The following is a 15,394-nucleotide window of genomic DNA, read 5'->3' as shown; positions in this document are numbered from 1 at the left end:
GCGAGGGGAAAGAAGATGAAATTGACAGAATGGCAAGTAGGCAAGCTGAAATTTACCTGGCTGAATGGCGGCATGACCCAATTGGATGGCGGAGCTATGTTTGGCGTAGTGCCAAAACCATTGTGGAGCAAGCGTTATCCTGCCAACGAGCTGAACCAGATTCCGTTGCGTTCGGACCCGATCTTGATCGAGGTGGATGGAAAGCGTCTCTTGATTGAAGCAGGGCTGGGCAACGGCAGGTTGACTGAAAAGCAAAAACGGAACTTCGGACTGATCGAGGAATCCCAGGTGATCGAATGTCTCGCCAAGAAGGGATTGAGCCCGGAAGACATCGACATCGTGATCATGACCCATATGCACTACGACCATGTAAACGGCCTGGTAAAATGGCAGGATGACAAGCTGGTCTCTACCTTCCCGAATGCCGAGATCTACGTGCAGGAGCTGGAGTGGGCGGAGATGCGGGAGCCCAATATCCGCTCGCGCAACACCTACTGGGAGGATAACTGGCGTCCTATCGAACACCAGGTGAAAACATACGGGGAGAGCCATGAATTGATTCCCGGCATGATTACGCTGATTCATACTGGCGGCCACAGCCAGGGACATGCCATCGTGCGGATGGAGAGCGAGGGGCAGTTGATCTTGCATTTGGCGGACATCATGCCGACGCATGCCCACCAGAACCCGCTCTGGGTGATGGCGTACGACGACTACCCGATGGACTCCATCTTCGCCAAAGAGAAGTGGATCAAGGAAGGGATGCAGCGAGGAGCCTGGTTTACGTTTTATCATGACAACTGCTACCGGGCAGTCAAATGGAATGAACAGGGAGAACAAATTGGAAAAATAGATATTTAACATTCAAAAAAGTTTGAATGGTGATTGACGAAACCTTCTCCCCTCACTACAATGGGTTAAATGCAGAGCATCTGTTCTGCTGGGAGCATTCAGCAGTACAGTTGTGAGGAGAGAGATTCCATGCGCAAGATCAAAGAAATGATTCAGGAGTTCCACCCCATTGTCTGGTCGCTCGTAGTCGGTACCGTTTTTGTCCGGGCGGCCAGTTCGATGAGCATGCCCTTTTTGTTTTTATACCTGTCCAACAATACGGATTTGGACCTGGCGACGATTGGCATGATGATCGGTGCCGGAGCCTTGGCGGGAACCGTAGGGGGCTTTATCGCGGGAACCTTGTCAGACAGGATCGGCCGCAGGCGCGTCATGATCGGCGCGCTCTATGTCTGGACACTCGTCTTTATCGGCTTTGCGGTGACGAAAAATCCGCTTTTGCTGCTTCTTTTCAACATGGCGGGAGGACTTTGCCGCTCTTTCTATGAGCCTGTCTCTCAGGCGTTGATGGCTGATGTGACGCCACAGGAAAAACGCTTTCGTGTATTCGGTCTGCGTTATACAGCGATCAACGTGGGAGTGGCAGTAGGGCCGATTGCAGGCGCGGTACTGGCAAAATCCTCTGTAGCATTGCCTTTCCTTTGTACAGCGGCGATCTACTTGATCTATGTGATCAGCCTGCAGGGCTTGCTCAACCGGTTCGGCATCAAGACCATTGAAGGTCAGAAGAAAGAGCACGTCACCTTTGGACACGCGTTTCGGGTCGTCGTTCATGACAAGGCTTTCCGTTTCTACATGATTGCCGGGGTGCTCGGGGCCATCGGGTACTCGCAGATGTCCACGACTCTCGCCAAGTACGTCGAGCTGAGCATTCCGAACGGCGTCGAGCTGTTTGCCATTTTAATGAGCGTCAATGCCATTGTCGTAGTGCTGCTGCAAATGCCGCTGACGTCGTGGGCTGAAAAACGAACCCCACTCACAGCAATCGTGGTGGGGAACATCATGTACGCGCTCGGGGACATTGGCTTTGCATTCGCCGCCACAGGGTGGATTTTTATTATTGCGATGATCCTGTTCACCTTCGGGGAGATTTTGACCTTTACCTCGGGGGACGTCCTGATCGACCGGATGGCACCGGAGGAGATGCGCGGCAGCTACTACGGTGCCAAAAGCTTCAGCAATCTCGGGCAGTTTATCGGGCCGTGGCTTGGCGGCCTGCTGCTCGCTGCCTATGACGGCACCGTGCTTTTCCTGGTCGTCGCTGCCTTCTCGCTGGTCAGCAGCGTGTTTCACTGGGCGGGTCAGCGCGCTTTTCTCCTGAGCACCGGAAGATCGATCAATTACTCCCGCAGCGAATCACTCTAGTGCCTGCATGATCCGCTCCGCGATCCGAGCGTATCCGGCGGCGTTCGGATGGAAATGGTCGGTAAACAGGTATTCGCTTTCCTTGTTCTGGAAAAGGTCGTAGGTCGGGACCACGAATACTTGTGAATAGTCAGCCGAGATCTGCACCGCCGCTGCATTCCAGTCAAGTACGGGCATAATCGTCTCGGCAGCTGCTTCTGTATTGCCAAATGGATTGTACAAAGATGTGTAGATGATCGGCGCTTTTTTGTTCAGGGCGCGAATCTGCCGGAGAATTTCTTGATAGTTGGCCGTGAGCTCCTTCGTAGCTGCGGCCAATTTTTCTTTCTCTATCATATATAGGCCGCCCGTTTGCTTGAAGAGATCATTGCCGCCAATGGTAAACAGGATCAGATCCGCTTCTGCAAGCAGGGATTTCACCTGATCCTTGGAGAGTTGCTTGAGCAGATCCGGGGATTCTTGTCCATTGATCGCCAGATTGGTAAAGGTGACGGGTTGCTTGCTTTTTTTCTCCAGCGCCTGCCGAACAAGACCTGCATAGCCTTGGCCATTGGCATCTCCTGCCCCGCGCGTGAGGGAATCCCCGAGCGCCACGACTTTATGTATGCCTTCAGCTGCTGGCGGAGCAGCGGGTATAACAGCTTGCGAGGGAGATGGGGCTTTGGAAGGTGCCAAGACCTGCGGCTGGAGCGCGAGGAAAAAGCCTGTGGCCAAAAGCAGGAAGGATAGGAGAGAAAAGAAGCCTGCTGTACGCCACAGGAGCTGTCCGGATATGCGCATCACGTAACCTCCTGTTCACGTATTTGCTGATCGTACATGTTATAATATGGGTGGACATCTACTTTCTTTCAGTGTACCACAATCAGGCTGTCTGGCGGCAGTTGACCCGATACAGCCTGGACAGGAGGACGCATTTTGGCTGAGGTAGTGCTATCCGTCAATCATTTGCAAAAGAAGATCGGAGGCAAACCGATCATTCACGATATGACCTTTGATGTTTATGCGGGAGAGGTGTTCGGATTTCTCGGGCCCAATGGAGCAGGAAAAACGACAACCATTCGAATGCTCGTCGGACTGGCGTCTGCCGATGGAGGAGATATACGCATTGGCGGCATTTCCATCCGCGACCAATTCCCGCAAGCGATCGCACAGGTAGGCTGCATCGTAGAAAATCCGGAGCTGTACAAGTTTATGACAGGAAGAGAAAATCTGGAGCAATTCGCCCGCATGAGCGGCGGGATACCCAAGGAGCGGATCGAAGAGATCATCCGCTTCGTCGATCTGGAGCGAGCGATCGACGACAAGGTCAGAACGTACTCCTTGGGCATGCGGCAACGGCTGGGAATCGCCCAAGCCTTGCTGCATCAGCCCAAGATCCTCATTCTTGACGAGCCGACCAATGGACTGGACCCGGCGGGCATACGCGAGTTGCGTCAGTTCATCCGACGTCTCGCCGAGGAAGAAGGATTGGCTGTCTTTATTTCCAGCCATCTGTTGAGCGAGATCGAGATGATGTGCGACCGTGTGGCGATCATCAATCAGGGAAAAGTCATCTCTGTGGGTCTGGTAACGGAGCTGATGGCACAATTTGCGGATCAGGTGGATTGGACGCTTCACCCGGACTATTTGAAAAAAGGGATGGATGTCCTTCGCGGCTTGCCAGTCGTCACGCAGGTCTGGCAGATCGGTGAAGAGCGTTTGAAATGCCGCATGCAGGCAGAGCGGGTCAGCGAAGTGAACCAGGCTCTCGTCGAAGCGGGCGTCCCCGTTCGGGGGATCGCGACCAAAACCATGTCACTCGAGGATCTGTTCTTGACGGTGACGGGAGGAGGTGGAGCGGATGAATCCTAGCATGCTGGGCCTCGTCCAAAACGAGACGATCAAATTGCTGCGTCGACGCCGTTTTTTGGTCGTCGTGCTGATTCTGGCCATCCTCATCCCGATCTTTACGTATGCTCAGTACCGTTCTGTGGTAACAGCACAGGAGCGGATGGGCACGAGCGATTGGAGGCCCTTGCTGACCCAGCAGATCGTGGATATGCAAAACCGTCTTGCCTCCAGCCGCCTGCCCGAGGAATGGCGGGACTTGATCAAGATACGAATCCAGCAGCAGCAGTATTATCTGGATCACGATATCGATCCGATGGCTCCGGGAGGGCCGACCTTCGCCAGAGGATTTATGGATCAGGCCATCACCATGTTTTTGCCTATGATTATCGTCGTCTTGGCTGTCGATCTCGTCTCGGCAGAATTCAGCGAAGGGACGATCAAGCTGCTTCTGACTCGTCCTGTGCGGCGCTGGAAGGTGTTGACCAGCAAATATATTACCATGGTCCTGTTCACTTCGCTGACGGTCCTTATGACGTTGATTCTGGCGTATCTGATCTCTGGAATCGTCTTTGGGTACTCGGGCTGGAACCTGCCGATCCTGACCGGTTTTCAGGTGCAGGGAAGCGAGCTGGATACCTCAAATGTGTTTATGCTTCCCCAGTGGCAGTTCCTGCTGCTGCAATACGGGCTGGGGTGGTTTGTCTGCGTGGTCGTCGGGACGGTGACTTTCATGGTCTCCGTGCTGGTGAGAAGCGCTGCCGCAGGGATGGGAATCATGATGGCGGCCTTGATCAGCGGCATGATCCTGACGCAGATGGCATCATCCTGGGAAGCGTCCAAATACCTGTTTATCGTCAATCTGGAGCTGACCGACTATCTCAATGGCACACTGCCTCCGATCGCGGGCATGACGCTCCCATTCTCGCTGACCGTCCTTAGTGTATGGGCTGTTGCCTCACTCGTTGTAGCCTATACGGTGTTTATCCGCCGCGACGTCACTTCCTAGCGAAAAGGGAAACTCTTTTCCATATGAATCGTACTCTCTTAGGGAGGAATAGGAATCGGCAACGAGAGGAGAGCGTTGTTTTGTTGGATGTGCTATGGAAGTGGGGGAGTGTCTTCGGGACGGGGATGCTCGAGTTGTGGGCAGGCATTCCACTTGGATTTGTCCTGCAGTTATCCCCTGTCACAACGGGGGTGTTGAGTGGAGCGGGGGCTATTGCCAGCGGGGCGATCGTCATCTATTTGGGAGGCTCGCTGCGTGCTTGGCTGCTCAAGCGGGTCGCGCAGAAGGAAGGCCAAAAAGGTCGCATGGCACGCATTTGGGAAAAGTACGGTGTGATCGGACTGGGGCTGCTATCACCACTGTTGACAGGTGCGCCTTTGGGGGCTGCCATCGGGATTTCCCTGGGAGCGCCGACAGGCAGGCTGATGCTCTGGATGGCGATTGGAATCATCATCTGGAGTGCGATATTGACAGCCGCTGTCGCTTACGGTCTGCTGACCCTCATGCCCTAACCGCTTTGTCTTCAAGAAAAAAGAAGGACACGTCACTGCTTCATCCAAAAGCAGAGCGTGTCCTTTGTTTATTTTCTCGCGTTTACGGCTTCCAGGTCATCTTTTTGGACAGCTCCATCAACTCATCCAGAGAGATGCCATGAGCAGTCAGGACGACGTACAGCGACTGGTCTCCAGCCGAAGCGTTAAAGTGAACAGCGTGCTGTGCTGTGGTTTCTTGCTTTGGCTGTTTTTCATACGAGACGCCGATGGCCTGCTCGTTGTTCACAGAGAACAGGTGCGTAGCCGTGAAGGTTCCCGGAATGGAGAGGCTTCGCTTTCCATCCTTATTTCGGACTACTTCGATTTTGATCCAGTCCTGGTTGCGCTGGTAATCCGCCAGAAGAAGCGCTACATGTTGACTAGTTTCCGATTCGTAGCGAATGGAGATGCCGCTCATGGCAAATCCTTCTGGTGCTTCAGCCAGGACGGGCACCGGCATATCCGATGCTTGTACGGCTGTCTCCACGTCCGTAAAAGTGGACAGCGTGATGGGAGTGCTTTCAGCTGCAGGAGAAGGAGGGCCGACCAAAGATTTCGCTGTCCCTGTATCTGCTTCCATCATCATGCTCATGTCCGCATCTGGATCGCCAGTCCTTGCATAGACGGGCTCATGGACGAATGCGGCGGCAGCCAAGCTCATCTCCGAATGTTCCATTACAGCTTGCCTGTCTTCCATTTGGGTCATGGCGGCTTCACTTTGGGATGGTGCTGCCTCTTTTTTGACCACAGGCTCAGCAACTGGTTTCGGTGTTCCGTCTCGTGCCATCAAGCCGCGGTTTTCTTTTGGCGTGCCGCGTCCGGGACCAGCCATCGCGATTCCGGCTTCCAGTCCGTTTTTGGCTGCTGCTGGAGCTTGGACCTGCTTTTCTTGCACAGGAGGTGCGGCTGCAATCCCGACTGATGCTGCCGATTCAGGTGGTTGATCTCCATTTTCCTTTAGCATTTCCTGGACTTGTTGCTGCGGCTCACTGCCTCCGCTTGCTTGAGTCTCTGTATTTTCCGGCGCTGCATCTGCAGCGGGGCTTGCTTGCGGAGCGCTCATGGCGATTTGGGCACTGCTTTCAGCCTGATTGTTGACCGGTTCCGCCGCTGTCTGGAACTGATCGGGTACAGACAATTGCTGGTAGCCGACCACGCCGACTGCGAGCAGGACGGCTGCTGCGCTCACCCAGGCGTATGAAGGGAAGCCTTTTGTGCGCTTTTTGCCTTTTGCATTGGCAGCAGGAGCCGCCGATGGGAGCGGTATGGTTGCCGCTAACGGTGGCGCAGTTTGATCGGAGGCCTGATAGATCGCTTGCATGATCCTCTCTTCCAGGTTCGCAGGCGGTGACGGTATCTCTTTCAAGAACTGCACCTCCTCATCGCTTGCCATCTGCGTTTCAATCCACGTGATGCACGCCTCACAGGTTTCAATATGCGAGAACAAGTCGTCGTTGTCTGTATCGTTTATCCATGCGTTTCTAAATGCCTGGCAGTTCATGTACGAGCCCCCCTTCCTTGCGGGTTAACAGTTTTGCTAGTTCCTGGCGAGCACGCAAATAGCGAACACGGGCGGTAGACTCGGCAATGCCGAGCAGTGAAGCAATCTTTTCAAACGGATATTCATGCGTACAACGAAGCACGATCACCTCACGATAGGAATCTGACAAAAGGGCAAACGCTTCTTCGATCTCTCGCCGCTGTTCCTTGTTCATCAATGACTCTTGCGGAGATTCATCACGGGTCTGTGAAGGGACGAAAGCCAATTGCTCATCAGAGTCATGAAATTTGCGGCGGCGCAGAAAGTCGATGCTCTTGTTGCGAGCGAGTGTATGCAGCCAGGAAGAGAACTGGCTGTCGCCGCGGAAGGTTGAAAGCTTTTCATACGCTTTGACAAACACTTCCTGCGTGAGATCTTCCGCATCCGTGCGGTTATTCACCATTTTGTAGATAAATACGTAGATCATATGCTGGTACCGCTGGATCAGATCCCGATACCCCTCGATGTCGCCTTGCAGAATCCGTTGAATGATTTCGGCGTCGGATTGCATTGAATCTCCGGCCTCCCTTCCCTCTATGAGACGCTGGCTGCTTTTAAACGTTTCATACCAGCGTTTCCATTTCTATAATTTCATATGGATATCCTTGTTCTGCGAGAAAAAGCTGACGGTGCATAGAGAACTCCTGCTCCCGCGTGTTGCGGGTCACCAGCGTGTAAAAATGTGCCTGGTTCGCATCCGCTTTGGGACGCAGGATTCGCCCCAATCTTTGTGCCTCCTCCTGCCTGGAGCCAAACGTACCGGAAATCTGGATCGCGACGTTCGCATCCGGCAAGTCTACAGCGAAATTGGCAACCTTGGAGACGATAAGACGCTTCAATTCCCCTTTTTTGAATTGCTCGTACAAAAGGATTCGCTCTTTTTCCGGAACCTTCCCGGTGATCAGCGGCAGCGAGAGAGCATCCGCCATTTCGTGCAGCTGGTCTACGTATTGGCCGATGATCAGCACCTGGTCGTCGGCGTGTTGCTCCAGCAAGTGGCGAACCACCTCCAGCTTGCGGGGATTTTCCGCCGCAATCCGGAACTTTTGCCGAGTTGTGGCACGGGCATAGGCTTCCCGCCACTTTGGTTCAAAAGGCAGCCGGATTTCCCGGCAGCACGCTTCTGCGATCCAGCCTCTTTTCTCCAGTTCCTTCCATGGAACCTCGTATTTTTTCGGCCCAATCAAAGTAAAGACATCTTCCTCCCGGCCGTCCTCGCGCACCAGCGTGGCAGTCAAACCGAGACGCCGAGTCGCTTGAATTCCGGAGGTGACACGAAAAATAGGCGCGGGCAGCAAATGCACCTCATCGTATATAATAAGCCCCCAATCACGCTTAGAAAAGAGTGTCAGGTGGGGGAAATCTTCGCTGGCGCTGGGTCGATAGGTCAAGATTTGATAGGTTGCGACTGTGATCGGCTTCACTTCCTTGCGATCACCAGTGTATTCGCCAATCAGCGAAGGATCAAGACTTGTTTTGTCCAAAATTTCGGCAATCCACTGCCGCACAGATGTCGTATTGGTAGTCAGAATGAGAGTAGCCGTCTGGAGCTGATGGATGGCCCCCAAACCAATCACCGTTTTTCCTGCCCCGCAGGGGAGAACCAGCACCCCGCTGCCACCAGTCGGACTGCCGTCTGCGTAAAAAGCGTCGACGGCTTCTTTTTGATAGGAACGAAGCGAAAAGGGCTTATTTTGCCGCGTCGTCTCACGCAGACTGAGCGGACAAGGCTCCCCGGGAGCATAGCCGGCAAGATCCTCTACGGGATAGCCAAGGCGGATCAGCTCCTGCTTGATCAGCCCGCGGTAAAAGGGCTTCACCACATAGCTTTTTTTGCCTTCATCGATTTGCTCGGTCAGCAGCTGCCGAATGGCTTTGTAGCCAGTCAGCTCCTCCAGCAGCCAAGACTCCTCAGAGGTCAAAAGCAGGTCCTCACCCGACTTTTCCAGGCGGATCAAGCCGTAGCGACGCATCGTTTCCGTGATCTCACTGATGATTGAGGGCGGCACCCCGTATTTGCTGTACCTGCCAAGAGCAGCGCAGATCTCCTCGGATGTGCCTCCGCTTGCAGCTGCATTCCACAGGGAAAGCGGAGTAATGCGGTAGGTATGGATGTATTCAGGACTTTTGATCAGCTCCGCAAAACCGCTGATTGCCTGCTTCGCTTCCTCATAGGAAGGATGCTGCGCTTCCAGCAGGATAGTACGGTCACTTTGCACGATCATGGGCATATCCGGACGGTAAGACAAGAGACTCACCTCAAAAAAGGACATATATACTCAGTCTGATGGTAACACAATCGGGAAAAGAAAGAAAAACGAAGCGGTAACATTTGTCCCATGGTGGGAAACAATAACCAAAGTCCCGTGGAAAGGAGGAGGCAGATCATGGAATGGTGGGGGACATTGTTCAATCTCTTCATGGTGATAGTCCTCGTGCTTCTCAACGGCTTTTTTGTCGCCACAGAGTTCGCGATCGTCAAGGTACGGGAGTCGAGGATCGCCCAATTAGTGGCAGAGGGAGAAGTTCGGGCGCGCAGCGTAGAGAAGGTTCTCCAAAATTTGGACGCCTATTTGTCAGCATGTCAATTGGGGATCACGCTGGCTTCCTTGGGACTTGGTTGGCTGGGTGAACCGGCTGTCGCTCACCTGCTGCACCCGGTCTTTCATTACTTTGGCCTGAACGAGACCTTGGTTGGCAGCATTTCCTTTATACTGGCGTTTTCCGTCATTACCTTTTTACATATCGTCTTGGGCGAGCTGGCTCCCAAAACGTTTGCGATTCAGCGGACGGAGTGGGTGGCCATGAACGTAGCCAGACCCATCCAGCTTTTTCACAAGGTCATGTATCCGTTTATCGTATTTTTGAACTGGTCGGCCTTTCGCTTTCTCTCCCTCTTTCATCTTTCTATGGAGCCCCATCAGGAAGCGCATACCGAGGAGGAAATCCGGATTCTGGTCAACGAAAGCCATAAAAGCGGTTTGATCGACCAGACGGAGCTGATGCTGGTAGACAATATTTTCGATTTCTCGGAAACAATGGCCCGGGAGATCATGGTTCCGCGCACCGATATGATCGTGCTGAATATCCACGATTCCTTTGAGGAAAATGTCCGACTGGTGCAGACTGGACATTTCACCCGCTACCCGGTGGTAGACGGAGACAAGGATCATGTGGTCGGAAGCCTGCATATCAAGGATTTGCTGACTGGAGTGCTGCAGGGGGAGAAAACGGATATCAAAACGCTGATGCGCCCGATTCTCAGCGTCCCTGAGACGATTTCCATCAGCCGCCTGCTGACAATGCTGCAAAAGCAGCGCGGACAGATGGCGATCATCATTGACGAATACGGCGGAACGGCCGGACTGGTCACACTGGAAGATATAATGGAAGAGATCGTGGGAGACATCCAGGATGAATTCGACGATGAGCGTCCTGAAGTGGAACGAAAGGACGGGATTCTCTCCCTGGACGGACGGATGCTGCTGGAGGAGGTCAGCGATTACTTGGACATCGAACTGACCTCCAACGAAGTGGACACGCTGGCCGGTTGGATCTACACGCAGATCGATCATACCCCGAAGGTAGGCGATCTGATCCGCGAGGGGAATTGGCAATTTATGGTCGAGGAAGTCGATCACTACCGGATTACACGCGTTCAGGTCACACGCTTGGCGCCGAAGCCGGATACCGCAGAAGCGACCGAGGAGCAGTAGGGTACGAGAGAAGAAAGTTTGCAAAAATTCTTTTCAAAGTTGCACAGTGTGCTATAATAGGACAAAGCTTTTGTAGATAAAAGAGTGGAGCAGAGACTAGAGGAGGAACCAGAGATGAGAAGAGCAAGCAGTTTTGTAATGGCAGCATTGCTGTCGTTGACTTTGGCAGCATGTGGAGCGGGATCGAACGGTGGATCACAGCCGGCAGCCCAACCGCAAACGCCAACTCAAACTCAAACTGAAACACCTGCAGCAGGGGAGACAAAGACTGTAAAGCTGGGCTTGACCCAATTTGTCGAGCATCCGGCCTTGGATAGCATTCGTCAAGGGATTCTGGACGGACTGAAGGAATCAGGCTATGAAGACGGCAAGAACTTAGCCGTCGATTACCAAAATGCGCATGCCGATATGAACAATGCCGTTACGATTGCCCAGAAGTACTCGGGTGATCATAAAGATATCGTGATCGCGATTGCGACGCCATCCGCACAAGCGGCGGCCAAAGCGATTACAGACAAGCCAGTCGTATTCAGCGCGGTGACAGATCCGCTCTCCGCACAGCTGGTGAGCAGCCTGGAAAAGCCTGAGGGCAATGTGACGGGAACATCCGACAAAGTGTCGATGGAACAGCAGCTTGAATTGATCAAGACATTCCTGCCTGAGCTGAAAAAGCTGGGCGTCATCTATACTACTTCAGAGGTAAACGCTGAAGTGCAGGTGAAGGATCTGGAGGAAGCGACCAAAAAGGCCGGGGTAGAGCTGGTCAAGGCGGGAACCTCGCAAATGTCCGAAATTCAGATCGCGGCCCAGGGATTGGTCGGGAAGGTAGACGCGATTTTCATTCCGATCGACAACTCGGTGGTCTCTTCTTTTGAAGCTGTGCTTGGTGCTGCTGAAGCGAACAAGGTTCCGGTCTTCGCTTCTGATACAGATACCGTCAAACGCGGTGCTGTCGCGACGTACGGAATTGATTACTACAAAATGGGAGTGCAAACGGGTGAAATGGCTGCTCGCGTCCTCAAAGGGCAGACAGTTGCCGAAACACCAGTCGAAATTTCCAAAACCGCGGACCTCTACATCAATGAAACGGCAGCGGAAAAATTCGGACTCACTATTACAGACGCGCTTAAACAACAAGCGAAAGAACTCATAAAGTAAAGAGAGCCTTGTGCTCTCTTTTTTTTACATCTTTTAAAATCGTTTTTGTCATGATACGATTAACTAAATTTGAGAAGTGGGGGTTATGGAAAAATGGTAAAACAGAGAAAAAATCCGATGAAAATGGTAGGGCGCTTTTTTATTCCTCTCTTACTTTTGTCCGCTACCGCATGTGGACAGCAAAGCGGCGCTCCAGCGAACACCAATTCGCAACAACCAGAGGCCCCAGCAGCCAACGCTCCGGCTCCAGCTCCGGAAGAGAAAAAGCTTACCATCGGGATTGCGCAATTTGTAGAACATCCAGCTTTGGATGCAGCGCGAGAAGGATTTATTGCGCAAATGGCGAAAAATGGTTATGAGCAGGACAAGCAGGTTGTATTTGACCACAAATCCGCTCAGGCGAGCATGGACACAGCCATTTCCATCGCACAAAAATTCGAGACAGACAAGGTGGATTTGATCCTCGCCATCGCAACACCGACCGCTCAAGCTGCAGTTCAGACTAGTAAGGAAATTCCGATTGTTTTTACAGCGGTGACAGATCCTGTCGAAGCGGGTCTGGTCAAATCCATGGACAAACCTGAGGGCAACGTCACAGGTACATCCGACATGAACCCGGTGGAAGAGCAGTTGAAGCTGATCAAGGAAATCAATCCGAACGCGGCTTCTGTAGGAATTATCTATAGCTCCGGTGAAGTAAACTCCAAGGTGCAGGTAGACGCAGCAAAGGCTGTAGCAGACAAGGTAGGCCTGACCATCCGCGAAGCAGCGGTTTCCAGCGCGACGGAAGTGAAGCAGGCAGCTGAATCGATGGTTGGAAAGGTAGATGCGTTCTACGTACCGACAGACAACCTGGTTGTTTCCTCCATCGCAGCAGTACTTAGTGTAGGCGAAGACCAAAAAATCCCGGTCATCGCAGGTGAAGAAAACTCCGTGAAGAGCGGAGCGATTGCAACATACGGTATCGATTACACCAAATTGGGTGCGCAAACAGCAGATATGGCAACCAAAATCCTGAAAGGCGAAGCGAAGCCAGGGGATATGCCAGTAGAGACGCAAGCTGAAATGAAGCTCGTCATCAATAAAAAAGCAGCGGAAAAAATGGGTGTTACCCTTCCGCAAAGCATGCTCGACCGAGCTGGGGAAGTATTTGAGCAATAAAAGCAACAGGGGGACTCCTTCATGAATCTGGCATTAATGGGTGCAATCGAGCAGGGCCTGTTGTTTGGCATACTGGCCCTCGGCGTGTACCTGACCTTTCGCATCCTAAATGTACCTGACCTGACTGTAGACGGCAGCTTTGCCCTCGGCGGAGCGGTGGCAGCCAAACTGATCATCGGCGGCTACAATCCATTTATAGCCACAGCGATTGCATTCGTTGTCGGCTGTTTGGCCGGGGCTTTTACCGGAGTCCTGCATACCAAAGGGAAAGTAAACGCGTTGCTCGCAGGGATTCTCACCATGATCGCACTGTATTCCGTCAATCTGCGCATCATGGGCAAAGCAAATCTGCCTCTCTTGCGGGAAGAGACGCTGCTTACGTATACCAAGGCTTTGGGGATTCCCAATCTCGTGATTAGCGGCGTGACACTGTTGACAGGGGTGGCCATCGTTTTCGCTGTGGGGGTCTTGATCCTCAAGCTGATCATCGACTGGTTCCTGCATACCGATTTAGGTCTTGATCTGCGTGCTACCGGCGACAATCCGAAGATGATTCGCAGCTTTGGCGTCAATACAGATTCTACGACTATCATCGGTCTGTCACTGTCCAATGGACTCGTCGCAGTATCGGGAGCTTGGCTTGCCCAGTTCCAGGGCTTTGCCGATGTAGGTATGGGGATCGGGATGATCGTGATTGGTCTTGCCTCAGTCATTGTCGGAGAAGTCCTGTTTGGAAGCTCGTCTATTTTCCGTGTGACGCTGGCTGTGATTGGCGGTTCCATCGTCTATCGGCTGGTTATTGCATTGGCCTTGCAGGCGGGGCTCGATCCGTCCGACTTGAAGCTGATCACGGCTTTGATCGTGATTGTGGCACTCACCGTACCGACATTTGCCAAAGGCGTCTGGAAAAAGCAAATGGTTCGTACGGTGAAGGGAGGTAGTGACGGTGCTTAACATCGCAGGAGTACACAAAGTTTTTAACGCTGGAACAGTCAACGAAAAAATTGCCTTGAACAACGTCCGGCTGCAGGTGAAAAGCGGCGAATTCATCACGGTCATCGGGAGTAATGGTGCAGGGAAATCGACGCTGATGAACATCATCTCCGGGGGAATGCTCCCCGATACAGGAAGCATCAGCATCGATGGAAAAGATGTCACCCGTTGGGGAGAGCATCAACGCGCAGGATTGATCGGCCGCGTGTTCCAGGATCCCATGGCGGGCACCGCACCCAATATGACCATCGAAGAAAATTTGGCCATTGCCCTGGCCCGGGGACAAAAGCGCAAGCTCTCTTTTGGCGTAAACAACCAAAAGCGGGAGCTGTTCCGCGAACAGTTGAAGCTTTTGGACCAAGGGCTGGAGAACCGCCTGAAAACCAAAGTAGGATTTCTTTCCGGCGGTCAGCGTCAGGCCTTGAGTCTCTTAATGGCGACCTTTACGGAGCCGAAGATTCTTTTGCTTGATGAGCATACGGCAGCGCTGGACCCCAAACGCGCGCAACTGATCGTAGAGTTGACCGAAAAGATCGTGGAACGCCACAAGCTGACGACGATCATGGTGACGCATAACATGGATCAGGCGCTCAATATGGGGAATCGCCTGCTGATGCTTCATGACGGCGGCATAATCCTGGATATTCCCGATGAGAAAAAACGCACCATGAAGCCGCAGGATTTGCTGAAAGCTTTCGAGGCGGCTCGTGGCGGCGAGACGTTTAGCGAAGACCGTTTCTTATTGACCTGATAGGGTATGATTCAGCCTTCCTGCTCGAGTGATATGCTCCCCTTTAAGTAGACAGGTTTAAAAAACAAACCTACTACTTGGAGGGGAGTATTTCTTTTGGCTAAGAAGAATGAGTATAGTGGCGCGGAGAAATTGGCGATTTTGGAGGAGTTGAAAACAGGTGGGGGCACTCTGGTGGAAGTCGCCCACAAGTACAATCTCCATAAGAAGACCTTGCGAGCTTGGCGGCATCAGTATGAATTGTACGGAATGGAAGGGTTAGAAATCCGAATCAAGAATAACCGGTATTCCCCTGAATTAAAGCTTCAAGCGGTTCAAGATTATTTGTCGGGGAAGTATTCACAATATGAACTCATCGATACATACAAAATTGCAAGCCGAACTCAGCTCAGAAGCTGGATTGCCAAGTATAATAGTCATAGCAGCTTTAAATCGGTTAACGAGGGAGCATCGGCTATGACCAAAGGACGTTCTACTACGTGGCAGGAA

At 52.7% G+C, this 15,394-nt stretch carries 15 protein-coding genes; 11 read left to right on the top strand and 4 right to left on the bottom strand.

Features of this window, described 5'->3' with window-relative positions; all coding sequences use genetic code 11:
* Window positions 1-15 precede the first annotated feature (15 nt).
* A complete protein-coding gene (locus tag EDM58_RS13660; protein ID WP_122913816.1) occupies window positions 16-861 on the top strand; it encodes a YtnP family quorum-quenching lactonase in 846 nt (281 codons plus the stop codon).
* A gap of 120 nt (window positions 862-981) precedes the next feature.
* Window positions 982-2,217: an MDR family MFS transporter gene (locus EDM58_RS13655; RefSeq protein ID WP_122913815.1), complete on the top strand. Its 1,236-nt coding sequence runs from the start codon at window positions 982-984 to the stop codon at window positions 2,215-2,217.
* Here the strand turns inward: EDM58_RS13655 and EDM58_RS13650 are convergent.
* Entirely contained in the window at window positions 2,209-2,997 is a 789-nt protein-coding gene (locus EDM58_RS13650) for an SGNH/GDSL hydrolase family protein (protein WP_122913814.1), read from the bottom strand. The two genes, EDM58_RS13655 and EDM58_RS13650, sit on opposite strands and share 9 nt — an antisense overlap.
* Before the next feature lie 135 nt (window positions 2,998-3,132).
* On the opposite strand from EDM58_RS13650, the gene EDM58_RS13645 reads away from it, so the two are divergent.
* The 3 genes from EDM58_RS13645 (at window position 3,133) to EDM58_RS13635 (ending at window position 5,565) form a co-directional block, all read left to right on the top strand.
* Window positions 3,133-4,068, top strand: coding sequence for an ABC transporter ATP-binding protein (locus EDM58_RS13645; RefSeq protein ID WP_122913813.1), 936 nt, complete (start codon window positions 3,133-3,135; stop codon window positions 4,066-4,068).
* Window positions 4,058-5,053 carry an ABC transporter permease gene (locus EDM58_RS13640; RefSeq protein WP_122913812.1) on the top strand — a complete coding sequence of 332 codons (996 nt, stop codon included), beginning with the start codon at window positions 4,058-4,060 and terminating at the stop codon, window positions 5,051-5,053. The genes EDM58_RS13645 and EDM58_RS13640 overlap by 11 nt, the downstream gene beginning before the upstream one ends.
* A gap of 89 nt (window positions 5,054-5,142) precedes the next feature.
* The gene (locus EDM58_RS13635) at window positions 5,143-5,565 is read left to right on the top strand and encodes a small multi-drug export protein (RefSeq protein ID WP_246000723.1); all 423 of its coding nucleotides are present in this window, start codon (window positions 5,143-5,145) and stop codon (window positions 5,563-5,565) included.
* An 82-nt stretch (window positions 5,566-5,647) separates the two neighbouring features.
* Here the strand turns inward: EDM58_RS13635 and EDM58_RS13630 are convergent, their stop codons facing one another.
* From EDM58_RS13630 to EDM58_RS13620, 3 genes are read right to left on the bottom strand one after another with little or no spacing between them, the layout of a single operon-like run.
* Window positions 5,648-7,087: a hypothetical protein gene (locus EDM58_RS13630; RefSeq protein ID WP_122913811.1), complete on the bottom strand. Its 1,440-nt coding sequence runs from the start codon at window positions 7,085-7,087 to the stop codon at window positions 5,648-5,650.
* Entirely contained in the window at window positions 7,068-7,637 is a 570-nt protein-coding gene (locus EDM58_RS13625) for an RNA polymerase sigma factor (protein WP_023557648.1), read from the bottom strand. Before EDM58_RS13625 ends, EDM58_RS13630 begins: the two co-directional genes overlap by 20 nt.
* 52 nt (window positions 7,638-7,689) lie before the next feature.
* Window positions 7,690-9,375, bottom strand: coding sequence for a DNA repair helicase XPB (locus tag EDM58_RS13620; RefSeq protein ID WP_183187507.1), 1,686 nt, complete (start codon window positions 9,373-9,375; stop codon window positions 7,690-7,692).
* Window positions 9,376-9,513: 138 nt separating this feature from the next.
* Between EDM58_RS13620 and EDM58_RS13615 the strand changes: the two genes are divergently transcribed.
* The 6 genes from EDM58_RS13615 to EDM58_RS13590 all read left to right on the top strand — a co-directional run.
* Complete coding sequence (locus EDM58_RS13615; protein WP_122913810.1) at window positions 9,514-10,842, top strand: hemolysin family protein; 1,329 nt, start codon at window positions 9,514-9,516, stop codon at window positions 10,840-10,842.
* Window positions 10,843-10,956: 114 nt separating this feature from the next.
* A complete protein-coding gene (locus tag EDM58_RS13610; RefSeq protein WP_122913809.1) occupies window positions 10,957-12,000 on the top strand; it encodes an ABC transporter substrate-binding protein in 1,044 nt (347 codons plus the stop codon).
* A 93-nt stretch (window positions 12,001-12,093) separates the two neighbouring features.
* The gene (locus tag EDM58_RS13605) at window positions 12,094-13,161 is read left to right on the top strand and encodes an ABC transporter substrate-binding protein (RefSeq protein ID WP_122913808.1); all 1,068 of its coding nucleotides are present in this window, start codon (window positions 12,094-12,096) and stop codon (window positions 13,159-13,161) included.
* A 21-nt stretch (window positions 13,162-13,182) separates the two neighbouring features.
* A complete protein-coding gene (locus EDM58_RS13600; RefSeq protein ID WP_122913807.1) occupies window positions 13,183-14,115 on the top strand; it encodes an ABC transporter permease in 933 nt (310 codons plus the stop codon).
* Entirely contained in the window at window positions 14,108-14,905 is a 798-nt protein-coding gene (locus EDM58_RS13595) for an ABC transporter ATP-binding protein (RefSeq protein WP_122913806.1), read from the top strand. Before EDM58_RS13600 ends, EDM58_RS13595 begins: the two co-directional genes overlap by 8 nt.
* A gap of 96 nt (window positions 14,906-15,001) precedes the next feature.
* Window positions 15,002-15,394: transposase (locus EDM58_RS13590; RefSeq protein ID WP_148039326.1), on the top strand; the 393-nt coding region annotated here is incomplete at its 3' end.

The sequence above is a fragment of the Brevibacillus panacihumi genome, assembly GCF_003710985.1.
GTDB classification, from domain to species: Bacteria; Bacillota; Bacilli; order Brevibacillales; family Brevibacillaceae; genus Brevibacillus; species Brevibacillus panacihumi.
The sequence above is the reverse complement of the archived record's forward strand: the minus strand, read 5'-3'. Positions and strand labels throughout refer to the sequence as shown.